22 protein-coding genes and 1 tRNA gene are annotated in these 23,634 nt (G+C 69.0%); 12 read left to right on the top strand and 11 right to left on the bottom strand.

Translation table 11 applies throughout. The features are described 5' to 3' along the window. The first annotated feature begins 271 nt into the window (after positions 1–271). The 6 genes from AB0K67_RS25150 (at position 272) to AB0K67_RS25125 (ending at position 4,960) form a co-directional block, all read left to right on the top strand. Positions 272–829 carry an MFS transporter gene (locus tag AB0K67_RS25150; protein WP_364064658.1) on the top strand — a complete coding sequence of 186 codons (558 nt, stop codon included), beginning with the start codon at positions 272–274 and terminating at the stop codon, positions 827–829. 95 nt (positions 830–924) lie between these two features. Beyond that, positions 925–1,443 (top strand): copper chaperone PCu(A)C, encoded by a 519-nt coding sequence (locus AB0K67_RS25145; protein ID WP_364064655.1) that lies wholly within the window; start codon positions 925–927, stop codon positions 1,441–1,443. Beyond that, positions 1,440–2,585, top strand: a complete 1,146-nt coding sequence (locus tag AB0K67_RS25140) for a Dyp-type peroxidase (protein ID WP_364064653.1) — start codon at positions 1,440–1,442, stop codon at positions 2,583–2,585. The genes AB0K67_RS25145 and AB0K67_RS25140 overlap by 4 nt, the downstream gene beginning before the upstream one ends. Before the next feature lie 259 nt (positions 2,586–2,844). Then, a complete protein-coding gene (locus AB0K67_RS25135) occupies positions 2,845–3,126 on the top strand; it encodes a GNAT family N-acetyltransferase (RefSeq protein ID WP_364064651.1) in 282 nt (93 codons plus the stop codon). Positions 3,127–3,164: 38 nt separating this feature from the next. Then, a complete protein-coding gene (locus AB0K67_RS25130) occupies positions 3,165–4,022 on the top strand; it encodes a hypothetical protein (RefSeq protein WP_364064649.1) in 858 nt (285 codons plus the stop codon). 221 nt (positions 4,023–4,243) lie between these two features. Next, entirely contained in the window at positions 4,244–4,960 is a 717-nt protein-coding gene (locus AB0K67_RS25125; RefSeq protein ID WP_364064646.1) for a hypothetical protein, read from the top strand. Between the two features lie 1,166 nt (positions 4,961–6,126). Here the strand turns inward: AB0K67_RS25125 and AB0K67_RS25120 are convergent. Continuing rightward, entirely contained in the window at positions 6,127–6,747 is a 621-nt protein-coding gene (locus AB0K67_RS25120; RefSeq protein ID WP_364064643.1) for an FMN-binding negative transcriptional regulator, read from the bottom strand. 34 nt (positions 6,748–6,781) lie between these two features. On the opposite strand from AB0K67_RS25120, the gene AB0K67_RS25115 reads away from it, so the two are divergent. After that, the gene (locus tag AB0K67_RS25115; protein WP_364064641.1) at positions 6,782–8,110 is read left to right on the top strand and encodes an aminotransferase class I/II-fold pyridoxal phosphate-dependent enzyme; all 1,329 of its coding nucleotides are present in this window, start codon (positions 6,782–6,784) and stop codon (positions 8,108–8,110) included. 177 nt (positions 8,111–8,287) lie between these two features. On the opposite strand, the gene AB0K67_RS25110 is transcribed toward AB0K67_RS25115, so the two are convergent. From AB0K67_RS25110 to dnaA, 10 genes are all read right to left on the bottom strand, one after another. Then, positions 8,288–8,887 (bottom strand): class I SAM-dependent methyltransferase, encoded by a 600-nt coding sequence (locus tag AB0K67_RS25110; RefSeq protein ID WP_364064638.1) that lies wholly within the window; start codon positions 8,885–8,887, stop codon positions 8,288–8,290. Between the two features lie 65 nt (positions 8,888–8,952). Further along, positions 8,953–9,026 (bottom strand) — tRNA-Ile (locus tag AB0K67_RS25105). 130 nt (positions 9,027–9,156) lie between these two features. Beyond that, positions 9,157–9,852: a DUF3566 domain-containing protein gene (locus AB0K67_RS25100; RefSeq protein ID WP_364064635.1), complete on the bottom strand. Its 696-nt coding sequence runs from the start codon at positions 9,850–9,852 to the stop codon at positions 9,157–9,159. 3 nt (positions 9,853–9,855) lie between these two features. Beyond that, complete coding sequence (gene gyrA / locus AB0K67_RS25095; RefSeq protein ID WP_364064633.1) at positions 9,856–12,354, bottom strand: DNA gyrase subunit A; 2,499 nt, start codon at positions 12,352–12,354, stop codon at positions 9,856–9,858. An 18-nt stretch (positions 12,355–12,372) separates the two neighbouring features. Then, positions 12,373–14,316, bottom strand: coding sequence for a DNA topoisomerase (ATP-hydrolyzing) subunit B (gyrB, locus tag AB0K67_RS25090; RefSeq protein WP_364064631.1), 1,944 nt, complete (start codon positions 14,314–14,316; stop codon positions 12,373–12,375). Between the two features lie 338 nt (positions 14,317–14,654). Next, positions 14,655–15,194 (bottom strand): DciA family protein, encoded by a 540-nt coding sequence (locus AB0K67_RS25085; RefSeq protein WP_364064628.1) that lies wholly within the window; start codon positions 15,192–15,194, stop codon positions 14,655–14,657. After that, positions 15,184–16,428, bottom strand: coding sequence for a DNA replication/repair protein RecF (gene recF / locus AB0K67_RS25080; protein ID WP_364064626.1), 1,245 nt, complete (start codon positions 16,426–16,428; stop codon positions 15,184–15,186). Before recF ends, AB0K67_RS25085 begins: the two co-directional genes overlap by 11 nt. Positions 16,429–16,492: 64 nt before the next feature. Further along, the gene (gnd, locus tag AB0K67_RS25075; RefSeq protein WP_364064624.1) at positions 16,493–17,437 is read right to left on the bottom strand and encodes a phosphogluconate dehydrogenase (NAD(+)-dependent, decarboxylating); all 945 of its coding nucleotides are present in this window, start codon (positions 17,435–17,437) and stop codon (positions 16,493–16,495) included. Positions 17,438–17,482: 45 nt separating this feature from the next. Further along, entirely contained in the window at positions 17,483–18,622 is a 1,140-nt protein-coding gene (gene dnaN, locus AB0K67_RS25070) for a DNA polymerase III subunit beta (protein ID WP_364064621.1), read from the bottom strand. A 543-nt stretch (positions 18,623–19,165) separates the two neighbouring features. Continuing rightward, positions 19,166–20,761 carry a chromosomal replication initiator protein DnaA gene (dnaA, locus tag AB0K67_RS25065; RefSeq protein WP_364064767.1) on the bottom strand — a complete coding sequence of 532 codons (1,596 nt, stop codon included), beginning with the start codon at positions 20,759–20,761 and terminating at the stop codon, positions 19,166–19,168. A gap of 444 nt (positions 20,762–21,205) precedes the next feature. On the opposite strand from dnaA, the gene rpmH reads away from it, so the two are divergent. Genes rpmH through AB0K67_RS25040 form a run of 5 tightly spaced genes read left to right on the top strand, consistent with a single transcriptional unit; the run spans position 21,206 to position 23,483 of the window. Then, positions 21,206–21,343 (top strand): 50S ribosomal protein L34, encoded by a 138-nt coding sequence (rpmH, locus tag AB0K67_RS25060; RefSeq protein ID WP_364064619.1) that lies wholly within the window; start codon positions 21,206–21,208, stop codon positions 21,341–21,343. A 59-nt stretch (positions 21,344–21,402) separates the two neighbouring features. Continuing rightward, entirely contained in the window at positions 21,403–21,765 is a 363-nt protein-coding gene (gene rnpA, locus AB0K67_RS25055; protein ID WP_364064616.1) for a ribonuclease P protein component, read from the top strand. Then, on the top strand, positions 21,762–22,046 hold the full coding sequence (yidD, locus tag AB0K67_RS25050) for a membrane protein insertion efficiency factor YidD (RefSeq protein WP_364064614.1): 285 nt from the start codon (positions 21,762–21,764) through the stop codon (positions 22,044–22,046). Before rnpA ends, yidD begins: the two co-directional genes overlap by 4 nt. Before the next feature lie 4 nt (positions 22,047–22,050). Continuing rightward, on the top strand, positions 22,051–22,974 hold the full coding sequence (gene yidC, locus AB0K67_RS25045; protein ID WP_364064612.1) for a membrane protein insertase YidC: 924 nt from the start codon (positions 22,051–22,053) through the stop codon (positions 22,972–22,974). Positions 22,975–22,994: 20 nt separating this feature from the next. Further along, complete coding sequence (locus AB0K67_RS25040; protein WP_364064764.1) at positions 22,995–23,483, top strand: R3H domain-containing nucleic acid-binding protein; 489 nt, start codon at positions 22,995–22,997, stop codon at positions 23,481–23,483. Positions 23,484–23,634 lie beyond the last annotated feature (151 nt).

Genomic DNA, 23,634 nt, shown 5'->3' with positions numbered 1-23,634 from the left:
CCCCCGCACCCGTTCCCAAAACCCCCAAAACGCACGAGCAGGCCGCGGCGGCTGGTTTCACGTGAATCACAATCGCCCCCTGGGGCCACCCAAAGGCCCCCACCCACGACGGCGGAACAGCCCCACCCCACACACAACCAAGGATCGACACCCGGACCGCCAACACACCCCACCCAAAAGAACCCCCACCCACGACGGCGGGACAGCCCCACCCCACACACAACCGAGGATCGGCATCCGGACCGCCAGGGTCGCGTGGAATGCTAGGGACATGGCGCTGCCGTTCCGTCTTGCCCGCACTGCGGTGTTCGCCGCGGTGTGTCTGGGGCTGGGCGTCGCGGCGCACATGCTCGGCGGCGCATCGGTGCCGCCCGCGGCCGGGGTGTGGGCGTTCGGGCTGTCGTTCGCGGCGGCGTACCCGCTGGCGGGCCGCGAGCGTTCACTGACCGTGATCCTGCCGCTGCTCGCCGGCCTGCAGGTGCTGCTGCATCTGATGTTCTCGCTCTCTCACGCGGTGCTCGCACCGGACGGACCGGCCGCCCCGCAGCTCATGGCCGCGCACCTGCACTCGGGCCTGGTGCCGAACCTCGGCATGCTCATCACCCACGGCTGGGCGGTCGCGCTGACCGCGTTGTGGCTGGCGCGCGGCGAGGCCGCGCTGTGGGCGCTGCTGCGCCGCCTGGCCGTACGGCTGCTGGTGCTGTGGCTGCCGCTGCTGGTCACGCCTTTCTCCACGCCGCTGTGCACGACCGAGCCGCCCATCCTGCGCTCGGCCGTCCTGCGGCACGTCGTCAGCCGGAGGGGTCCGCCGCGGGCCGTCGCCGCCTGACCTACGTGGTCGGGCACGACGTTCCCCTCTCCATTCAGACGACCCACCGCCCGGCAGGGTCTATTTCGGCATGCCGGGCGGAGAAAGGCACTGCCATGTTCTTCCGTCATGCCCTCGTGCTCGCGGCCGCCGCGACGGCGCTGGCCGCCTGCGGCTCCTCGGCGGAGCCCGCCGCCGCACCGAGCCCGTCCCCGTCCGACTCCGCAGTGGCGGCGACCGGCGGGCTGAGCATCACCGACCCCTGGGTCAAGACCGCCGAGAAGGGGATGACCGCCGCGTTCGGCACGCTGGTCAACAACACCGACCAGCCGATCACCATCGTGTCCGGCAGCTCGCCGCTCTCCTCGGAGATCGAACTGCACGAGGTGGTGGAGAGCGGCGGCAAGATGGTCATGCGGCCCAAGGAGGGCGGCTTCGTGGTGCCCGCGCACGGCACGCACAAGCTGGAGCCGGGCGGCGACCACATCATGCTGATGGACGTCACCGAGGAGGTGCTGCCCGGGGCGCAGATCCCGTTCACGCTGCAGGTGCAGGGCGGCGAGCCGCTGGAGTTCACCGCCGTCGGCAAGGACTTCGCCGGCGGCGAGGAGGACTACCAGCCGGGGCACAAGTGATCACCCGGCGCGGGCTGCTCACCGGGGGCGCCGTCACCGCGGCCGGCGCCCTCGCGGGCTGTGCGAGCGACACCTCCGCCCGTACTCTCGACGTCGGCTCGCTGGTGCGCGAGGTCGCGACGGGCTCGCGCACCGAGCCCTTCTACGGCCTCCACCAGGCGGGGGTGGCCACGGAGCCGCAGGCGCACGCCGTGTTCATCGGCTTCGACCTGCGTCCTGGCACCCGCAAGGAGGCCCTCGTACGGCTGCTCAAGCTGCTCACCGACGACGCCGCCCGCCTCACCCAGGGGCGGCCGGCGCTCGCCGACACCGAGCCCGAGCTGGCCGCGAACCCGGCCCGCCTGACCTGCACGTTCGGGTTCGGGCCCGGGCTGTTCGACGCGGCCGGGGCGGACTCTCCGGTGCAGCCGCTGCCGCGCTTCGCCACCGATCGGCTGGACAAGCGGTGGAGCGGGGGAGACCTGCTCGTGCAGGTGTGCGCGGACGACAACGTGACGGTCGCGCACGCCGTACGGATGATCGTCAAGGACGCGCGGTCGTTCGCCCGCGTACGGTGGACGCAGCGCGGCTTCCGCTCCGCCACCCGGCGCAACCTGATGGGCCAGATCGAGGGCACCGGCAACGCCACCGACCTCGACAGAGCCGTCTGGATCGGGCAGGGCCCGCTGGCCGGCGGCACCACGCTGGTGCTGCGCAGGATCCGCATGGCGCTGGAGACGTGGGACGCCGTCGACCGCACGGCCAGGGAGTTCACCATCGGCCGCAGGCTCGACAACGGCGCCCCGCTCACCGGCGTCGCCGAGCGCGACGAGCCCGACTTCGCCGCGAAGAACCGGCTCGGGTTCCCGGTCATCTCCGAGTACGCCCACATCAGGCGCGCTCACGTGGCCGACCCGGCGCTGCGGCTGCTGCGGCGGCCGTACAACTACGACGACGGGCTGAGCCCGGAGGGCGAACCGGACGCCGGGCTGCTGTTCGCGTCGTACCAGGCGGACATCGACCGGCAGTTCGTCCCGATCCAGCGGATGCTGGCCGAAGGCGACCTGCTCAACGAGTGGATCACCACGATCGGGTCGGCGGTCTTCGCGATCCCGCCGGGGTGCGCGGAGGGCGGCTGGATCGGCGAGTCCCTGCTGTCCTGACCGGCCCGCCGGAGGGCCCCCACGAGGGGCCCTCCTCTCGGCGGGAGGCGGCGGCTGTCCTGGCGCTTCCGCGATCTTGCCCCCGTCGTGCTCGCCGTCTACGACCAGCGCGATAAAGCAGGTGCGTGACCCGGTAGCTCGCGGCTTATCTTGTGTCGCCGATCTCGACGGCGTACCGCGGGGGTGGAATCGTACGCTGATCATCAGAGATGCCGCGACCGAGGACTGGCCGCACATCTATCCCTTCTATGCCGAGATCATGGCGGCGGGGCGCACGTACCCCTGCCCGGAGCGGCAGACCCTCGAAGAGGCCCGCTCCTGGTGGATGGAGCCGCCTCCGGGCAAGACCGTCGTCGCGGCCGACGACGCCGGCACGATCGTCGGCTCGGCCAAGATGGGCCCCAACCGGCCGGGCCGGGGAGCGCACGTGGCCACCGCGTCCTTCATCGTCGATCCCGCGCACCAGGGCAAGGGCGCCGGGCGGGCGCTGGGGGAGCACGTCCTCGGCTGGTGCCGCGCCGAGGGCTTCCACGGCACGTGAGGCGGAACCTTTTCCGGTCCGCGTACGTGATGGAGGTCATGCGGAGCCTTCCCTTACTCGCCCTCCCCGCCCTGCTCGCGCTGACCGCCTGCGGCGGGGGTGACACGACGACCGCCGAGCCCGTCACGTACGCGGCCGACTCCGTCACCGTCCTGGAAAGCCCCGAGCACGGGCCGCAACTGTGCAGCACGGTGGCCGAATCGTTGCCGCCCCAGTGCGGCGGGCCCGACGTCGTCGGCTGGGACTGGTCCAAGGTGCGGCACGAGAGCCACGGCGGCACCACGTGGGGCCAGTACCGCGTGGTCGGCACCTGGGACGGCGCCAAGCTCACGCTCACCGAACCGCCGGGACCGGCGACCTCGGGGCAGAAGGAGGAGCCGCGCTTCGGCTCCCCGTGCCCGGCTCCCGAGGGCGGCTGGCGGCCGGTCGATCCCGCCAAGGCCACGCAGGCCGCGCTGGAGACGACCCAGCAGCGGCTGAACGAGGCGGACGGCGTGGGCGGGGTGTGGCTGGACCAGAGCTACCTCGACGCGATCCCCGGCTACGACGAGAGCGATCCCGACATGGCGCAGAAGTACGCCAACGACCCCACCAAGCTGGTGCTGAACGTGAAGATCACCGGCGACCTGGCCGGCCGGGAGGCGTGGATCAGGCAGACCTGGGGCGGCGCGCTCTGCGTCAGCCAGGCCCGGCGCAGCGAGGCCGAGCTGCGCGAGATCCAGGATTCCCTGAGCGGCGAGCTCGGCTCGGACTTCGTCTCGGCCTCGGTGGACATCGTGAAGGAGCAGGTCGTCGCCGGCGTCCTGGTGGCCGACGAGGAGCTGCAGCGGCGGCTCGACGACAAGTACGGCGAGGGCGTCGTACGCCTCGACGGCGTGCTGAAGCCGGTCCGCTAGCTCACTTGGGGTGCGGGCGCGCATCGCCGGGCTCGCGGCGGGCCCGGCGGTGAAGACGTACGCGCGGCTGTCGTCCAGGCGGCGGCCGGTCTTCGCGTCTACTTCAGCCCCAGCCGGAGGTCACCTCGCCCCGAACAGACGACCGCTTTGCCATGGTTCGAGGTTTTTTGATCTGTGCTACGGCACGCGCCGTCATCGCTAACGTGCTGGCGGTGAGGAACATGAGGAGATGCGCACGGGCCGTCGCCGTCGTGGGGGCGGCGGCGGCCACGGGGCTCGCTGGGATCACGGTGCCCGCACAGGCGGCCGAGAACTACGGACAGTACTCGATGTTCGGCAAGCGCCGGGCAGGCCAGCACTGGTCGGGCGGGCAGGTCGGCGGGCAGTGGGCGTGGAAGCCGCTGTCGTCGACGACGTCCGAGATCAGCTGGGGCGACCCGAAGAAGTGGCCGCCGTCGTACGCGGAGAAGTTCGTCCGTTCGGGCGACTGGCTGATGCTCGACGGGTGGCGGGACAATGGAACGTACTACAAGCTCCGCGTCACCAAGGAGCAGATCGGCGACGTCAACTGCAAGAACCTGAAGACCTTCGCCACGTCGGGGCCGCAGCACTACGTCAAGTGGACCATTCCATCCACCGGCTACTGCCTGAAGGCGTGGGGCACGATCACCGAGCAGTCCTCGGGCAAGGTCGTGGACTTCGGGCACACCCAGATCTGGTATCCGCCGGCCTCCTGCTCGAACCGCTACCTGGGCAAGCAGACCTGCATCAAGCAGTGGGAGTCCTGGTGGGACAACAACGGCAGCCCCGGTAAGCCGATCAAGCGGAAGCTCGACCGGGATCAGTACATCGCCCGCGGCAAGGGGATGGCGTTCAAGATCCACCAGTTCTACCCGAAGACGTGGAACTCGGAGGCCAAGTCGTACTGGAACTGGTGACGTGAGCACGACCCGGCGTGCCGGGCTGTGGACGCCGCCCGTGAAGCGGCGGCCTGTGCACGCCGGGTAGGGCACAGCCGATTGCGAACGCTGTACGGGGGACAGCCGGCTGTGGATATCCGGGGGGGGAGACGGCCAGTACACATCACACAAAGTCGGACCCCGCGCAGACAGCGCGGGCGAGCTCGGACTTCGCACCCACAGTCGCGAGGCGCCACCCCCAGCGCCCGGCTGACCGGCCTGTTCACCGACTACGGCAAGGGGCGGACACCAGGTGGACAGGGCCGCCTGTGGACACCGGGTAGGCACGGCCTGCCGTGGACGCCGGGGCGACCGGCCGTTGCACATCGAGACGAGGACGACCGGCCGTGGACGCCGGGGCAGGAACGACCGGCCGTTGCACACGGGGGCGGACGACCGGCCGTGGACACGTAGGGACGGTCGGGTGTGACTCCGGTGAAGGACGGCCGCCTGTGAAACGTCGCGTAGGGGACGGCCGCCTGTGAACGTCACACAGAGGAGCGGCTGCCTGTGGATGCCGGCCACCGGATGCCGAGCTGTGGCGGCCGCAGAGAGCGTATGGCGCGGAGAGCGTATGGCGCTGGGAGCGTATGGCGCGGTGAGCACCATCGCGCACGACGCCGGCGCTGGAGGCACTGAGCTGAGCTGGGGGCGGTGGGGTGTGGATGGCGGGCCGGGAACGATCTGCGGGGACTCGGTCTCGGCCCGCCGTCCATTGGCTTGAGGGGGGCGACAGGAGCGACGTTCATCCACAGGGTGAGGGGTGCGGTGGACGGCGGCGGAACCCGCCCGGACGCCCTGGGCACAAGGGGTGATTTGGAACGTTATGTACCGGCGACTTTTTCAGTGTGGTATGGCCGGTCCTGGGCACTCTGGGGCGTCCGGTCGAGGCCGTACCGGTGACCTAGAACACACACCTGACCTGGGGAAATGTGGATAACCGCTGGTGAGCGCGGGGCTGCGGGACCGGCGGCGGGGACGGCGCCGAACGAGGGTGCGGGCAAGGGCGGCGAACGCGGGCGCGACGGGCTGTGGATGAGGCTCTCGCACGGGGGTGCGAAAACGGGTTATCCACAAGAGTCATTGGTTATCCACAGCTTGTGAGTCACCGGCTTCCTGACGGTCGCGGACGGCCATGATGCCCGTCAGGAGGTGCGGCGACGATGTTGCTGAGCGAGGACGGCGGCGTCCCCAGGAAGGTCACGGGCGGCCAGGCCGGCGGCCACCCGATCACGCAGTTCGGCCGGCTTGTGATCGTCGTACTTGAACTTGGCCCGTACGTCGGTCACCCGCAGCCGCAGGCCACGCAGGCCGGAGAGCTGCCTGTGGTACGGCCCGGAGTCGGCCGCCACCTCCCCGTGGTCGCCGTCGGGCTGGTGGTGGGCGAGCTGGCGGCGCAGGATGTCGGCCTTGCCCTCCTTGTCGTCCACGATCTCGGCCTCGCAGATGAGCTGCACGGAGGCGTAATAGCTGGTGGGCACGCCCGTCTCGGGGGAGTCCGACCGCCAGCCTGTGGGGATGTAGGCGTAGTCGTCGTAGACGCTGACGACCGCCACCGGGTTGGCCTCAAGGGCGGGCCAGATCGGGTTGGGGCGGGCCAGGTGGAGCAGCACCTGATCGTGCCCGTCGTACAGGAAGTGGGTCGGCACCACCACCGGGGGCGCGCCGTCCACACCGTTGGCGGCGATCTGCCCGAAATCGCGCGTACGCAGCCACGTGCGCCACTCGTCGTCGGTCCTGGCCGCGTCCCAAGGGTGGATCAGCATGCGAACCTCTTTGTACTAGTACATAATGAGCATTGTGCCAGAAACATATCTGATCGCCGGTTCGACGGCCAGCGAGATAGCGGCCGGGGTCGAGGTCGCCGTGTCCGAAGGGCGGCTGCCGCCTGGGGCCACGCTCCCCCCGGTGCGCGAGGTGGCGGCCATGGCGGGTGTCAGCCCCGGCACGGCGGCGGCCGCTTACCGCCTGCTGCGCGAGCGCGGCATCATCGAGACCGCCGGTCGGCGCGGCACCCGGGTCAGGGCGCGGCCGGCGAGCACGTTCAGGGAGGAGATCCGCGTCGAGGTGCCGCCGGGGGTGCGCGACCTGTCCCAGGGCAACCCCGACGCCCGCCTGCTGCCGTCGCTGCACGACGCTCTTGCCGCCGCCGCGCGGGCGCACGAGGAGCGGCCCGCCATGTACGGCACCGGCGACGACGACGAGCTCATGGCGCTGGCCGCTGAGCGGCTGCGCGCCGACGGGGTGCCGCCGGGACCGCTGGCCGTCACCTCGGGCACCCTCGATGCCGTCGAACGCGTGCTCGCCGGTCAGCTCCGGCCCGGCGACGCCATCGCCGTCGAAGACCCGGGCTGGACGGCGCTGCTCGACCTCGTCGCCGTGCTCGGGCTGCGGCCGGTGCCGGTGCGGGTGGACGACGACGGGCCGCTGCCCGACGAGCTGCGGCGGGCGTTGCGTGCGGGCGTACGCGCGGTGGTGGTCACCGCGCGAGCACAGAACCCGACGGGCGCCGCCGTGACGGCCGAACGGGCGGCGGAGCTGCGCGCGGTGCTGGGGGCGTCCCCTGAGGTGCTGCTGATCGAGGACGACCACGGCTCGGGCTTCGTGGACGTGCCGCTGCACCCGCTGGCCGGGGCCACGTCGCGGTGGGTGCTCCTCCGGTCGACCGCGAAGGCGTTCGGCCCCGACCTGCGCCTCGCCCTGGTCACCGGCGACCCCGTCACGCTGGCCCGGCTACGTGGACGGCAGCGCCTGGCCGCCGGCTGGGTGAGCCACCTGCTGCAGCGTACGGTCGCCCACCTCTGGCGCACGGGGGCGGTGGACCCGGCGGCGGTGGCGGCCTCGTACGGGCGACGGCGCGACGGCCTGGTCACCGCGCTCGCCCGGCGCGGCATCCGCGCCCACGGCCGCACCGGCCTGAACGTGTGGATCCCGGTGGCGGACGAGTCCAGCGCCATCACCCGGCTGCTGGGGCGCGGCTGGGCCTGCGCCCCCGGCGCCCGCAACCGCATCGCCACCCCGCCCGCCCTACGCCTCACGGTCTCAACGCTGGACGTGGAGGACCTGGAGCCCTTGGCCGACGCCCTGGCCACCGCCCTCACCCCCACCACCTCCGGCCGCTACGGCTAGCTAACCTGGGGTGCCGCGCGACCACCCCGCACGGAGCACAACCGCCCCCAGGGGCCGCGCAACCCCCCGCACGGAGCACAACCGCCTCCGCACCACCGCCCACGTACGACCGCCCCGAAAACCCGCACGCTCCCACCACCGCAAGGGCCTGCACCCGGGGCGGCGTCTCCGGCCGCCCTAAGCGCCCACGCGGGCGGGCCGACGCAGCGTCAACGACTGGAATCGCTGCTTACCCGCCCCCACCACGTGAAAATCCACAACCTCGAACAACCGCCGCCCGAACTCCTGCAGCTCCTCATCACCCCGGAACGAGAAGAACCGGGGCGGCTCATGGTCGTCCCCGTCGTAGGGCCCCTCACCCAGCAATACGCCCCCGCCGTAAACCCCGAAGAAGAACACCCCGCCGGGCCGCAGCAGCCCGCGCACGGCCTCCAGCACCGCCGGCAGGTCGCTGTCGGGCACGTGCAGCAGGCAGTTCATCGCGTACACCGCGTCGAACGACTCGGGCGCGAAGTCGAGGTGCAGGAAGTCCATGACAAACGCCTCAAGGCCCTTCTCACGGCACCGCGCCACCATGGCGGGGGACAGGTCCACGGCGACGACGTCCAGGCCGCTCTCCTTGAAGTACAGGCTGTCCTGGCCGGTGCCCACGCCGATCTCCAGCAACCGCCGCCCGTCACCGGACCGCACCAGATCGAGAAACGCCGATCGCAAAGGAAGCACGTGGGCGGACGACAGGTGATGCTCGTCAGATTCGACCCGGGGAAACGTGGTCACCCGGCCAGTCACGCAGAAAACCGAAAAGGCCACTTCCGATGCTTGGAAATGGCCTTCGAACTGGGTGGGGCTACCTGGACTTGAACCAGGGACCTCTTCCTTATCAGGGAAGCGCTCTAACCGACTGAGCTATAGCCCCGCTCGCACCCCGAACGTTATCGCATCCGCCTCCCGGAGGCGAACCGTTCGTTCGGGACGAGGTAAAGCTTACCGTGTCCGGCGGGCTGCTCGCACCGTACGGGCGGGCCGCACGGCGCGAGCAGCCGGAATCACTCGGCCTCGCTGAAGGTCACCTCGACACCGCCCACCAGGTCGGAGGCGATGTTGTAGATGACCGCACCCAGAGTGGCCAGTGCCGTGATCAGGACGACGTTGACCGCCCCGATCAGGGCCGTGTAGCCGAGGATGCGTACGGGCTCGAACCAGGAGGCGATGTCGATCGGGATGGAGCTCTGGCCCTGCTCGCCCTTGCCGAGCTGGTTGACCAGGTCGACGATCGAGTCGAACACACCCAGGCCCGACAGCACGCCGTACAGCACGGCGACCGCCACGAAGAGCACCACGAAGCAGACCAGGGAGACCACGAAGCTGAACTTCATGGCCGACCACGGCTCGATGCGGCGCAGGACCAGGTGGGCCTTACGAGGAAGCCGGCCCGAGGAGGCGGACGACTTCTTCTTGCTGCTGGACGTGTCAGGGGCCGGCGGGGCCTCCGTGGCCAGCGACGGGCGCAGGCGCACGGTGTCGTTGCTCTCCGTCTGCGGGCCTGCAGGCGGCGCAGAGGGGCTCATGGAGCCCACCGCGTGCGGCTGGGGCTCCTGGCCCGGCCTGGGCCTGCCCTGCGCGGGCGAGGTGTCCTTACCGTCGTCCGCCTTGTGGGAGATCTCGTTGTCTGTGGGCTTCTTCGGCTGTTGTCCGTTACCCGAAGCCGCCGTGGTCCTGGCGGTGCCACCCTGGGCGCTCATGGGTTACTCTCCTCCCCCGTCTTCCTCATTCTCGACCGAAGTCTCCCTGGACTCCGCGTTGCGGGCGAGGGCCACCACGCTGTCGCCTTCAGCGAGATTCATCAATCGCACTCCCATGGTCTGGCGGCCGGACTGCTTGATCTCACCGGCGCTCGTCCGGATCACGCCGCCTGCGGACGTGATCGCGAAGACCTCGTCCTCTGGGTTGACCATGACGGCTCCGACCAGCTTGCCACGAGATGCAACGATCTTCGCAGTAAGCACGCCTCGACCGCCACGTCCTTGGACCGGATACTGCTCCACTGGCGTCCGTTTTGCGTACCCGCCCTCGGTGGCGATAAGCACGTCTTGACCGTCGGCGATCCGATTCATGGAGAGAAGTTCGTCGCCTTCGAGGAACCTCATGCCGATGACGCCGCTGGTCGCGCGTCCCATGGGACGCAGCGTCTCGTCGGAGGCGGTGAACCGGATGGACTGCGCGCCCTTGGAGACGAGCAGCAGGTCGTCGGTCTCGTCGATGAGCAGGGCTCCGATGACCTCGTCGTCCTCGCGCAGGTTGATCGCGATCAGACCGCCCGACCTGGGGGAGTCGTACTCGGACAGGCGGGTCTTCTTGACCAGCCCGCTGCGGGTGCCGAGGACGAGGTACGGCGCGACGTTGTAGTCACGCAGGTCGAGGACCTCCATGACGGTCTCGTCGGGCTGCATGGCGAGCAGGTTCGCCAGGTGCATGCCGCGCGCGTCGCGGCCGGCGTCGGGCAGCTCGTACGCCTTCACCCGGTACACCCGGCCCTTGTTGGTGAAGAAGAGCAGCCAGTGGTGGGTGGTGGTGACGAAGAAGTGGTCGACGATGTCGTCCTGGCGCAGCTGAGCGCCGCGCACGCCCTTACCGCCGCGCTTCTGCGCGCGGTACATGTCGGTACGGGTGCGCTTGGCGTAGCCGCCCCGGGTGATGGTGACGACGACCTCTTCCTCGGCGATGAGGTCCTCGATCGACATGTCGCCGTCGTAGGCGATGATCTCGGTCTTGCGGTCGTCGCCGTAGCGGCCGACCAGCTCGGCCAGCTCCTCGTTGATGATCTCGCGCTGCCGGGTCTCGCTGGCCAGGATCGCGTTGTACTCGGCGATCTGCGCCATCAGGGCGTCGTACTCGTCCTGGATGGCCTGCCGCTCCAGGGCGGCCAGCTTGCGCAGCTGCATGTCGAGGATGGCCTGCGCCTGGACCTCGTCGATCTCCAGCAGCTCCATCAGGCCCTGCTGGGCGGCGGAGGCGGACTCGGAGGCCCGGATGAGGGCGATGACGTCGTCGAGCCGGTTGAGCGCCTTGAGCAGGGCACGCAGGATGTGGGCCCGCTCCTCGGCCTTGCGCAGCAGGTAGCGCGTCCGGCGGACGATGACCTCGATCTGGTGGGCGACGTAGTGGCGGATGAACTGGTCGAGGCGCAGCGTACGGGGCACGCCGTCGACCAGCGCCAGCATGTTGGCGCCGAAGGTGTCCTGGAGCTGGGTGTGCTTGTACAGGTTGTTGAGCACGACCTTGGCGACCGCGTCGCGCTTGAGCACGATGACCAGCCGCTGGCCGACCCGCGAGGAGCTCTCGTCGCGGACGTCGGCGATGCCGGTCAGCTTGCCCTCGCGCACCAGCTCGGCGATCTTCAGCGCCAGGTTGTCGGGGTTGACCTGGTACGGCAGCTCGGTGACGACCAGCGCCTGCCGCCCCTTGTCCTCCTCGACCTCGACCACGGCCCGCATGGTGATGGAGCCGCGGCCGGTGCGGTAGGCGTCTTCGATGCCCCGCCGGCCCACGATGAGCGCGCCGGTCGGGAAGTCGGGACCCTTGACCAGCTTGATCGCGGCTTCGAGCAGCTCTTCGTCGGTGGCCTCGGGGTGCTCGAGCGCCCACTTGACCGCCGCGGCGACCTCGCGCAGGTTGTGCGGCGGGATGTTGGTGGCCATGCCGACGGCGATGCCGCCCGAGCCGTTGACCAGCAGCTGCGGGAAGCGGGACGGCAGGACGTCGGGCTCCTGCGACTTGCCGTCGTAGTTGGGGCGGAAGTCGACGGTCTCCTTGTCGATGTCCCGCAGCATCTCCATGGCGATGGGCGCGAGCTTGCACTCGGTGTAGCGCATCGCCGCCGCCGGGTCGTTGCCCGGCGAGCCGAAGTTGCCCTGCCCGTCGACCAGCGGGTAGCGCAGCGACCACGGCTGCGCCAGGCGTACCAGCGCGTCGTAGATCGAGGTGTCGCCGTGCGGGTGGTAGGTACCCATCACGTCGCCGACGACGCGGGCGCACTTGAAGTAGCCGCGGTCGGGACGGTAGCCGCCGTCGTACATCGCGTAGAGCACGCGGCGATGCACCGGCTTGAGACCGTCGCGTACGTCCGGCAGCGCCCTGGACACGATGACAGACATCGCGTAGTCCATGTAGCTGCGCTGCATCTCGGACTGGATGTCCACCGGCTCGATGCGATCGGCCGGGGGAGTGGTATTCACGTCCGTCACAGGTAAAGGTCCTTCTGACTAAACATCGAGGAAGCGCACGTCGCGGGCGTTGCGGATGATGAAGTCACGCCGCGCTTCGACGTCCTCGCCCATCAGCACGCTGAACAGGTCGTCGGCCTGGGCCGCGTCGTCCAGCGTGACGAGACGCAGCAGCCGGGTCTCCGGGTTCATCGTGGTCTCCCAGAGCTGGCCCGCGTTCATCTCACCCAGACCCTTGAAGCGCTGGACGTTGTCCCGCGGCCTGGGGTCGGGCTTGCCGTTGGCGATGCCCTCGGCGATGATCGCGTCCCGCTCGGCGTCGGAGTAGGCGTAGGAGGCCTCCTCGCCCTTGCGGTCCCACTTGATCTTGTAGAGCGGCGGGCAGGACAGGTAGACGTGCCCGGCCTCGATCAGCGGCCGCATGAAGCGGAAGAGCAGCGTCAGCAGCAGCGTGTTGATGTGCTGGCCGTCGACGTCGGCGTCGGCCATGAGGATGACCTTGTGGTACCGCAGCTTGCTGATGTCGAACTCGTCGTGCACGCCGGTGCCCAGCGCCGTGATCAGCGCCTGGACCTCGTTGTTCTTCAGGACCTTGTCGATCCGCGCCTTCTCGACGTTGAGGATCTTGCCGCGGATGGGCAGGATCGCCTGGTAGCGCGAGTCGCGGCCGCCCTTGGCCGAGCCGCCGGCCGAGTCGCCCTCGACGATGAACAGCTCGCACTTTTCGGGGTCGTTCCACTGGCAGTCGGCCAGCTTGCCGGGCAGCCCGCTGCCCTGCTCCAGCAGCGACTTGCGCCTGGTCAGGTCGCGCGCCTGGCGCGCGGCGATACGGGCGCGCGAGGCCTGCAGCGACTTGTTGATGATGTCTTTGGCCTCACCGGGGTTGCGCTCGAACCAGTCGCGGATGTGGTCGTTGCACGCCTTCTGTACGAACGACTTCGCCTCGGTGTTGCCGAGCTTGGTCTTGGTCTGCCCCTCGAACTGCGGGTCGGACAGCTTGACCGAGATGATCGCGGTCAGGCCCTCGCGGACGTCCTCACCGGTGAGGTTGTCGTCCTTGCCCTCCTTGAGGAACTTCTGCTCGCGCGCGTAGCGGTTGACGATGGAGGTCAGTGCCGCGCGGAAGCCCTCCTCGTGGGTGCCGCCCTCGGCGGTGTTGATGGTGTTGGCGAACGTGTAGACCGACTCGGTGAAGGAGTTGTTCCACTGCATCGCGATCTCGACCGCGATCCCGTCGCCCTCCTCCTCGAAGTAGATGATCGACGCGTGCGCCGGCTCCTTCTTGGAGTTGAGGTGCTTGACGAAGTCGGCCAGACCGCCCTCGTAGTAGTACTCCACCCGCTTGGGCTCGCCGTTGATGTGGTCGGGCCGCTCGTCGGTGAAGGTGATCTTGAGGCCCTTGTTGAGGAAGGCCATCTCCTGGAAGCGGCGCGAAAGCGTCTCGAAGTTCCAGGTCGTGGTCTCGAAGACGTCGGGGTCGGGCCAGAACGTGATCGACGTGCCGGTCTCGTCGGTCTCCTCGCCCTTGGCCAGCGGGGCCAGGGGCTTGGCCATCTCGTAGCGCTGGCGCCAGTAGTGGCCGTTCTGCTTGACCTCGACGTCCATGGCCGTGGACAGCGCGTTGACGACCGCGGAGCCGACGCCGTGCAGACCGCCGGAGACCGCGTAGGACTGGCTGTCGAACTTGCCGCCCGCGTGCAGCGTGGTCAGCACGAGCTCGACCGCGGAGATCCCCTCGACCGGGTGGATGCCCGTGGGGATGCCTCGGCCGTTGTCGACCACGCGTACGCCGTTGTCGGGAAGCAGTGTGATGTCGATCCTGTCGGCGTAGCCGGCGAGTGCCTCGTCCACCGCGTTGTCGACGATCTCGTAGACGAGGTGATGCAGGCCGCGCTCACCGGTGGAGCCGATATACATACCCGGGCGCTTGCGAACCGCCTCAAGCCCCTCGAGTACGGTGATTGAGCTAGCGTCGTAGGACAACTGCGAAATCCTCCTGCCGCGGACACGCGGCGGGGGAGGCGATCAACTCGTGAAGCTGCCCCTGCCGTGCCCGTCACCGTCGTGAGTGCCCCGATGCGCGGTCACCCAGGGGAGTCGGCTTGCTGCCGGGGTGACACGCAAGCGGACGTGTCCGGAATCCTTTTTCATTCTACCGCTTCCGGCGGGCCAAGGTGGCAATGAACGCGCCTGTGGTGCTCTCTAGCTCGTTTTGCCCCCAGGCAAGCATCCCCCCTCCGGAAAGGGGGCTTATCGCGTCTGCGGCTTTCTGGCCGCTCCGGGCGCCCAACCCGGACAGCCGGATTGCACCCGCCTGGAGGTCACCCATAGGTGTCGCGCGGACCTCGACTTCCGGTCACCCGCAATCCACCTGAAGGACGCGGAGCGTTCTGCGGGCCCTTGACCTTGACCCGCGTGACCGTGCCGTCGCCGAGCTCCTCGTTGAGCCTGCGTACGAGCGTGCGGGCGAGCAGCCGCACCTGCGTGGCCCAGGCCGTGGAGTCGGCCACGATGACCACCTCGCCGTCGTCGAACGACTCGGGCTTGGTGTGCGCGGCCAGGTCGGGGCCCACGATCTCGGGCCAGCGGCCGAAAACCCCGCCGACCGCGGCGTTGCGCTCCCAGCCGCGATCGGCGAGCAGCTCGGCGATCGCGCGTCCGAAAAGCTGAGGGTCGCCGCTCTCCCTGCGCGGGCCCTTCGCCTTGCGCCTGGGCTCGCGCCGGGGGAGCTGGCCGCGCTTGGCGGCGTCGGCCTTGGCCTGGGCGAGCTTCTCCCTGGCCAGCGCCACCCCCCTGGCGGTGGCGTTCTCGCCGCGCTCACTGCGCTCGCTGTTCTCGCGGGGCCGCTGGTCAGCGGACACGTGTGACACTCCCCTCTGCGACATCGAATCTGCCGCCAGAAAGCTCCGCGGGCACGTCGTCGGGCACCGCCGCGGTGATGAGCACCTGCTCGGCCGGGGCCACGAACTCGGCCAGGCGGCGCCTGCGCTGGCTGTCGAGCTCGGCGAACACGTCGTCGAGGATCAGCACGGGGTCGCCGCCGTCGGCCCGCAGCAGGTCGTAGGCCGCGAGCCGGAGCGCGAGCGCGAACGACCACGACTCTCCATGGCTGGCGTAGCCGCGCGCGGGCAGATCGCCGAGCCCGAGTATCAGGTCGTCGCGGTGGGGACCGACGAGCGTGACCCCGCGTTCGAGCTCGGCCTGGCGGACCTCCAATAGCCGCTCGCGCAGGCGCTCTTCAAGGGTTTTCCCCAAGTCTGTGGATAACGTCTGTGTATCGAAAGATCCCCGCTCAGCGGGGCCTTCCGCCTCGCCGGACGCCCCCGCGTCATCCCCACCTGTGGACAACGTGCTGCGGTAGGCGAGCGTCGCGGGTGCGCTCGACGGGGCCAGCGTCGCGTACGCGTGCGCCACCCGCGGCCGCAGCTCCTCGATCAGCTCGAGCCGCCCGCGCAAAAGCTCCGCGCCGTGCCTGGCGAGGTGGGCGTCCCACACCTCCAGCGTGCTCAGCACGTCGCCGGCGCCGGCCGCTGCGAACGCGGCCTCGCTCTCCCGCCGCCTGGCGCTCCGCGAGCCCCTGCGGGCCTGCGCGGCGGTGCGCAGCAGCGCGCCGCGCTGCTTCAGCACCCGGTCGTAGTCGGCGCGCACGCCGGCGAACCTCGGCGTCCTGGCCACCAGCAGCTCGTCGAGGAAGCGGCGGCGCTCGGACGGGTCGCCCTTGGCCAGCGCCAGGTCCTCAGGCGCGAACAGCACCGTGCGCAGCAGGCCCACGACGTCGCGGGCCCTGGACACGGGCGAACGGTTGAGCCTGGCGCGATTGGCCCGCCCGGGATTGATCTCCAGCTCGACCAGCGCCCGCCGGTCGTCACGCTGGATGGCGCAGCGCACGATCGCCCGCGTCGCGCCCTGGCGCACCAGCGGCGCGTCGCTCGCGACCCGGTGGCTGGATTGCGTCGCGACGTAGCCGAGCGCCTCGACCAGGTTGGTCTTGCCCTGGCCGTTGGGTCCGACGAACGCCGTGACGCCCGGCTCCAGGCCGAGCTCCACGGACGCGTAGGACCGGAAGTCGGTCAGCGAGAGGTGGGCGACATGCACCCCACGAAGGGTAGTGCGCCTCGACGGCCGCCGGGGTCACCGGCATGCGGCCTGTGGAAAACCGTTAGCGATCGGTCTCGCGCGGCGGCGTGACGTCGGCGCCGGGGGAGTCGGCCCCCTTGCCGGTGCTGCCCTCCGCCGAGGTGATGGCGTGGCCACCGAACTGGTTGCGCAGCGCCGCGACCACCTTCATCGCCGGCGAGTCGTCCTGGCGGGAGGCGAACCTGGCGTACAGGGCGGCGGTGATGACCGGCAGCGGGACGGCGTGGTCCACAGCCGCCTGCACCGTCCACCTGCCCTCGCCGGAGTCCTGTGCATAACCGCGCAGCTGCTCCAGGTGCTCGTCGTCCTCAAGCGCCCGCACCAGCAGGTCGAGCAGCCAGGAACGGATCACGGTGCCGGTGCGCCAGCTCCGGAAGGAGCCCTTGACGTCCTTGACGACGTCGGACGCCTCGAGCAGCTCCCAGCCCTCGGCGAACGCCTGCATCATGCCGTACTCGATGCCGTTGTGGACCATCTTCGCGAAGTGGCCCGCGCCGACGTCGCCGGCGTGCACGAAGCCGTCCTCGCCCTCGGGCTTGAGCGTGTCAAAGATCGGCATGAGCCGCTCGATGTGGGCCTTGTCGCCGCCGCACATGAGCGCGTAGCCGTTCTGCAGGCCCCAGACGCCGCCGCTGACGCCGCAGTCGACGAAGCCGATGCCCTTGGCCGCCAGCTCGCCCGCGTGCTTCTGGTCGTCGGCGTAGTGGCTGTTGCCGCCGTCGATGACGAGGTCCCCCGCGTCGAGCAGCTTGCCGAGCTCGTCGACGGTCGACTGCGTGGGCCTGCCCGCCGGCACCATCACCCAGACGGCTCGCGGCGCCTGCAGGCGCTCGACCAGCTCTTTGAGGCTGCCGACGTCACTGATGGCCGGGTCGCGGTCGTAGCCGATGACCTCATGACCGCCGCGGCGCAGGCGCTCGGCCATGTTGCCGCCCATCTTGCCCAGTCCGACCATGCCGATCTGCATGTTGTCTACCCCCTTGTCAGGCTTCCATCATCCCTGATGGCCGGTTCAGCCTGACAGCCGGATGGGCATGATCAAGTAACGGTAGTCAGTGCCGCCGCCGTCCTCCACAGGCTTGCCCCCGGTGAGGATAGCGGGCTTCGTGGACGTGGTCATCTGCAGCCTGGCCACATCGGAGTCGATGGCGCCGAGGCCCTCCAGCAGGAACTGGTGGTTGAAGGCGATGTTCATCTCCTCGCCCTCGTAGTCCACAGGCAGCGCCTCGACGGCCTGCGCCTCGTCGCCGCTGCCCGCCTCCAGCACGACCTCGCCGCTCTTGAACGCCAGGCGCACCGGCGTGTTGCGCTCGGCGACCAGGGCAACGCGCTTGACCGCCTCGACGAACGGGCCTGTGGACAGATCGGCGCGCGCGGAGAACTCGGTCGGCAGCAGCGAGCGGTACTTGGGGAACTCGGGGTCGAGCAGGCGGGTCGTGGTGCGGCGGCCGGCGCTGGAGAAGCCGATCATGCCCTCGCCGGTGCCGCCCGCGGAGCTGAGCGCGATCTCGACCTCGGCGCCGGTCGCGCCGAGCGCCTTGGCGGTGTCGGCGAGCGTCTTGCCGGGGATCATCGCGACGGCCGAGAAGTCGGGCTGTCCCGGCTGCCACTTCAGCTCGCGTACGGCCAGGCGGTAGCGGTCGGTCGCGGCGAGCGTCACCGTGTCGCCCTCGATCTCCATGCGTACGCCGGTGAGCATCGGCAGCGTGTCGTCGCGGCCGGCGGCGACGGCGACCTGGCTGACGGCGGAGGCGAACACGTCGGCGCCGACCCGCCCGGCGGCCGGGGGCATCGACGGGAGGGTGGGGTAGTCCTCCACAGGCATGGTGAGGAGTGTGAACCGGGCGCTGCCGCAGGTGACGACCGCCTTGGCGCCGTCCACCACGAAGTCCACAGGCTGTGCGGGAAGGGCGCGGGTGATCTCGGCGAGCAGCTTGCCGGAGACCAGGACGACGCCCGGCTCGCCGGTGTGCAGTTCGAGCGTGACCTCCGCCGAGACCTCGTAGTCGAAGCCGGACAGCTTCAGCCGCTGCTCCTCGGTGACCTCCAGGCGCATGCCGGCGAGAACGGGCACCGACGGGCGCGCCGGGAGGCTGCGTGCCGTCCATGCCACCGCCTCAGCGAGGACGTCTCGCTCGATTCGGAACATCACGGTGATCAGCCTCCTGGGTTCGTCGTTGATTGAAGGATCTCAAGGATCCACCCTCCCGGCCTCGCGCTCCGGGAGAACCCCTCTATGGGTCTTTGAGTTTCTTAGTTAGAGAGATAAGAGGTCATCACATTAGGGGCTGTGGAAACTGGGGACAACCGGCGTCCTTGCTGGTCAGCGCCCTTGTTTTTATCCACCGTGGGTGTGGGCGGCGCCTGGGGAGAACTCGCGCGCCTGGGGACGACGAAACTTCGCCCACAGGCCGTCCCCAGATCTTGGTGCCGTCATCCACGGCTGAGGCGGGGTTATCCACGAGGTTTCCACAGGTTATCCACGGGGTAATAAGGCCCCTTCTGGAGCCCCAGATCGACTGTTCACAGCCTGTCCACACGTTGTCCACTGGTAGTCCCCAGGTTCTCCCCAGGATGTCCCCAGCACTGTCCCCAACCGTTGTGGACGGATTTTTCCCAGCATTTGCGGGCAATCGGCCGCCCCGATTTTGCGTTTCCGCTGGTCCACAGCGTTTTCCACAGGCTGTGTACGACGTCACGACCCACGCTGTGTCTGCTTGATCCGCATTGTGAGCTCGTTGACCTGGTTGTACATCGAGCGGCGCTCGGCGATCAGCGAGCGGATCTTGCGTTCGGCGTGCATCACCGTGGTGTGGTCGCGGCCGCCGAACTGCTGGCCGATCTTCGGCAGCGACAGCTCGGTCAGCTCGCGGGCGAGGTACATGGCGATCTGCCGGGCGTTGACGAGCGCCCGGCTGCGCGAGGTGCCGCACAGGTCGTCGATGCTGATGCCGAAGTACTGAGCGGTCTCGCTCATGATCGAGGCGATCGTGATCTCGTTGTCGGACTCCGACGTGATGAGATCCTTCAGCACGACCTCGGCGAGCTGAAGGTCCACACCCTGCCTGTTGAGGCTGGCGAACGCGGTGACCCGGATCAGCGCGCCCTCCAGCTCGCGGATGTTGGTGGAGATGCGGCTGGCGATGTACTCCAGCACCTCGGGCGGCGCGGCCAGGCCCTCCTGGATGGCCTTCTTCCTGAGGATCGCGATGCGGGTCTCCAGCTCGGGCGGCTGGACGTCGGTGATCAGGCCCCACTCGAACCGGTTGCGCAGCCGGTCCTCCAGCGTGATGAGCTGCTTCGGCGCGCGGTCGCTGGAGATGACGATCTGCTTGTTGGCGTTGTGGAGCGTGTTGAAGGTGTGGAAGAACTCCTCCTGCGTCTGCTCCTTGCCCTCCAGGAACTGGATGTCGTCCACAAGCAGGATGTCGATCGCGCGGTAGCGGCCGCGGAACCCGTCGGCCTTGTGGTCGCGGATGCTGTTGATGAAGTCGTTGGTGAACTCCTCGGAGCTCACGTATCTGACGCGGGCGCCGTCGTACAGGCTCTGCGCGTAGTGGCCGATCGCGTGCAGCAGGTGCGTCTTGCCCAGCCCCGAGTCGCCATAGATGAAGAGCGGGTTGTACGCCTTCGCCGGCGATTCGGCGACCGCGACGGCGGCGGCGTGCGCGAAACGGTTGCTGGCGCCGATGACGAAAGTCTCGAATGTGTACTTCTGGTTGAGCCGGGCTGTTTCGCTGGGTTTGCTGCTCTTCGCCTCCCAGCGGTTCTGCGTCAGGTTCTGCGCCGGCTCCGCGGGCTTCTCCACGGGCGGCGTGTAGGACTGGCCCTGTTCAAAACCGAAGCTCTGCTGTGGATATTCGGTGGATATCTGCTGCTGCTCGGGCTGCGGTGAATAGTACTGTGGCGGCTCGGAAGGCTGGTTGTGCTGCGGCTGCGCGGGCTGTGCATAACGCGGCTGGCTCTCCACACCCTGGGGATAACCCTGACCCCCAGGCTGTTGATGAGCGTCGCCTGACGGCTGCTCGGGCGCCGTCGTGTCGATCATCACGGCCAGCCGCATGGTCCGGCCGAGCTCCTGCGACAGCGCATGGGCCACCAGCGGGCGCAGCTTGCCCTCGATGAGGTCCTTGAGGAAGTCGTTGGGGACGCCGAGCACGATCGTGTCGTTGGCCAGCGCGATCGGGCGCACCATCGACAGCCACGTGCGCTGCTGGATGGGCACGTTCTCGTTGAGGAAGTTGCCCAGTGCCCTCGCCCATACCGTGCCGAGGTCGACACCGTTCACGATGCGGTTCCCCCTCCTCTCAGTCGCGGCCCCCCGCGATCGGTTATCCACATGCCACAGCCGATCACGATGATCGACGACTCCTTCGTCCACACGCGGCCGGCGGGCGTCCCGCCCACGCACTCCACAGGAGATCCACAGGCTGTCCACAGGCTTTGAGCGGCCCGGAAGGGCTGACAGTAGCTTTGTGCACAGCTGTGTTCAAGACGTTGTCCACAGCCTAGTGGCACCTGAGTGCACATACTGTGGACGTGGGGGCGGCGGTGGAAAAGTGGCCTGTGGATCAGTGGATAACCGCGTCCGGTTTGACCTGCGGGCGCCTTCCCTCGTAACGTACGACGGTCGGCTTGTCACGCGACGGCTATTTCGCGTGCCCTCGCTTCCCTGGCAGGCCATCCATGTGTGTTAGGCGCCCGTGCGGCGCACCATCAAGCCTGGAGCCCACCCGTGAGCAAGCGTACTTTCCAGCCGAACAACCGTCGCCGCGCGAAGACCCACGGCTTCCGGCTGCGCATGCGCACCCGGGCCGGTCGCGCCATCCTCGCCGCTCGCCGCCGCAAGGGCCGCGAGAGGCTGTCGGCCTGACCGTCCCGCGCGACGACAGCCCGCCGGCGCATCACGCCGGCGGGCGTTAGACGTATACGGTGCTGTCCCGTCAATCCCGCATGCGACGCGGGGAGGAGTTCGAGGCTGCGGTCAGGCGCGGCAAGCGCGCTGGGCGCCCCACCCTGGTGGTGCATTTCACCACTTCTGGGGAAGAGCCACCCCTTGTGGGTTTCGTGGTGAGTAAGGCCGTCGGGGGCGCGGTGACCCGAAACAAGGTCAAACGACGGCTCCGACACCTGATGCGGGACCGACTCCACCGGCTGCCGCGAGGTAGCCTGCTTGTGGTACGCGCCAATCCACCGGCCGCGTCCGCGCGATTCGAGCAACTGGCCGCCGAACTCGACGTCGCGCTGGATCGTTTGCTCAGGCGGCGCGAGTCCTCGACGGGTGGACGGAAATGACGGAGCAACCGCAAGGGGTCGCGGTGCCGAGCCTCGCCGCTCGCGCACTCATCCTCCCCATCCGGTTCTATCGGGCGTTCATCAGCCCGCTGCTCGGTCCACGCTGCCGGTTCTACCCCTCGTGCAGCGCATACGGGCTCGAAGCGATTGCCGTACATGGAGCACTGCGCGGCATTTGGCTGACTGTCCGGCGCATCGGGCGGTGCCATCCATTTCATCCCGGAGGTATAGACCCGGTGCCCCCACGCCCGGTCCCGTCCCACGAAACGCAAGGGAGATAGCTCGGTGGAGCTGTCCTGGCTCAACTGGCTGTACACAGCCGTCGCCCAAGTCATCACCTGGATCCATACCGGGTACAGCACGTTCCTCGACCCCAACAGCGGTCTGACCTGGGCGCTGACCATCATCACGCTGACCATCTGCATGAGGATCCTGATCTTCCCGCTGTTCCTCAAGCAGATGCGATCTTCGCGGAAGATGCAGGAGCTGGCGCCGAAAGTTCAGGAGCTCCGCAAGCGCTACAAGAACGACAAGCAGCGCCTGAACCAGGAGGTCATGGCGCTCTACCAGGGGGCGGGGGCCAACCCCCTGGGCGGCTGTCTGCCGATCCTGGCGCAGTTCCCGATCTTCATCTCCATGTTCACCGTGCTCCGCGCGATCGCGGCCGACGAGGCCAAGTTCGGGATGACGCAGGAGCTGGTCGACAGCGCCAAGCAGGCGCTCATCATCGGCGCGCCGCTGCCCGCCACGTTCTTCGAGGCTCCCGCCATCAGCGAGAAGGTCGTCATCGGCTGCTTCGTGGCGATCAGCTCGCTGACCACCTTCCTCACCGTCCGGCAGAGCGTCACCCGCTCCATGGCCCAGATGCCGGACAACCCCATGGCGCAGCAGCAGAAGATCCTCATGTACATCTCGCCGCTGTTCGCCTTCTTCAGCCTGAACTTCCCGCTCGGTCTGATCCTCTACTGGGTCACCACCAACGTGTGGACGCTCGGTCAGCAGCACTGGTTCTACAGCCGGCACCCCATGCCGCAGTACGACGCCAAGGGCAACCCCATCCCGGTCCAGCCCAAGCCCGGCCTGATCGCAAAGCTGCGCAAGACCACGCCGGAAGAACAGGCCCCTCCGCCCCCTCCGCAGCCTAAGATCATCAGGCAGCAGCCGAGCAGGCAACCCCGTAGCAAGCGCACCGGCAGCAAGAAGTCGTGAACACGAAGGAGAGGCCGGCCATGACCGAGGCCGAGCAGGAGAAGGCTCCTGATCTCACTCTGCTGGAGCAGGAAGGCGAGATCGCTGCCGACTACGTCGAGGGCCTTCTCGACATCGCCGACATCGACGGCGACATCGACATGGACGTCGAGGGCGACCGCGCGCTCGTCTCCGTCGTCGGGATCAAGAGCACCGAACTCGTGGGCCCCGGGGGAGAGGTGCTCGAAGCGTTGCAGGAGCTGACCCGCCTGGCCGTGCACCGGCAGACGGGCGAGCGCTCCAAGCTCATGCTGGACGTCGCCGGCTACCGCGAGCGGCGGCGGGCCGAGCTGACCAAGCTGGGCACCGAGATCGCCAACCAGGTCAAGGACCGCGGCGAGCCCAAGTCGCTGCAGCCGATGACGCCGTTCGAACGCAAGATCGTCCACGACGCGGTGGCGGCCGCGGGGCTGCGCAGCGAGTCGGAGGGCGAGGAGCCGAACCGGTACGTGGTGGTTCTGCCCGCCTGAGCGGCGGATTCGGCTCTCGGGCGGTGACCTCGGTCGCCTCCTCGGCGGCTTCGGCCGTACGAACCGGACCTTGACGAACCGGACTCCGTCGGATCGACCTTCGACGGAGTGGACTTCGATGGATCGCTGTCACGGACCGTTTTGACGGACC

Origin of the sequence: Nonomuraea sp. NPDC052634 (assembly GCF_040678535.1) — a bacterium.
GTDB classification, from domain to species: domain Bacteria; phylum Actinomycetota; class Actinomycetes; order Streptosporangiales; family Streptosporangiaceae; genus Nonomuraea; species Nonomuraea fastidiosa.
The sequence above is the reverse complement of the archived record's forward strand: the minus strand, read 5'-3'. Positions and strand labels throughout refer to the sequence as shown.

Excerpts from the sequence above, each read along its gene's own strand:
- AB0K67_RS25040 (WP_364064764.1), top strand. The coding sequence starts at position 22,995 with ATGACCGAGGCCGAGCAGGAGAAGGCTCCTGATCTCACTCTGCTGGAG.
- AB0K67_RS25145 (WP_364064655.1), top strand. The coding sequence starts at position 925 with ATGTTCTTCCGTCATGCCCTCGTGCTCGCGGCCGCCGCGACGGCGCTG.
- AB0K67_RS25120 (WP_364064643.1), bottom strand. The coding sequence starts at position 6,747 with ATGCTGATCCACCCTTGGGACGCGGCCAGGACCGACGACGAGTGGCGC.
- AB0K67_RS25100 (WP_364064635.1), bottom strand. The coding sequence starts at position 9,852 with ATGAGCGCCCAGGGTGGCACCGCCAGGACCACGGCGGCTTCGGGTAAC.
- AB0K67_RS25125 (WP_364064646.1), top strand. The coding sequence starts at position 4,244 with ATGAGGAGATGCGCACGGGCCGTCGCCGTCGTGGGGGCGGCGGCGGCC.
- AB0K67_RS25135 (WP_364064651.1), top strand. The coding sequence starts at position 2,845 with ATGGCGGCGGGGCGCACGTACCCCTGCCCGGAGCGGCAGACCCTCGAA.
- yidD (WP_364064614.1), top strand. The coding sequence starts at position 21,762 with ATGACGGAGCAACCGCAAGGGGTCGCGGTGCCGAGCCTCGCCGCTCGC.
- AB0K67_RS25130 (WP_364064649.1), top strand. The coding sequence starts at position 3,165 with ATGCGGAGCCTTCCCTTACTCGCCCTCCCCGCCCTGCTCGCGCTGACC.
- AB0K67_RS25150 (WP_364064658.1), top strand. The coding sequence starts at position 272 with ATGGCGCTGCCGTTCCGTCTTGCCCGCACTGCGGTGTTCGCCGCGGTG.
- gnd (WP_364064624.1), bottom strand. The coding sequence starts at position 17,437 with ATGCAGATCGGCATGGTCGGACTGGGCAAGATGGGCGGCAACATGGCC.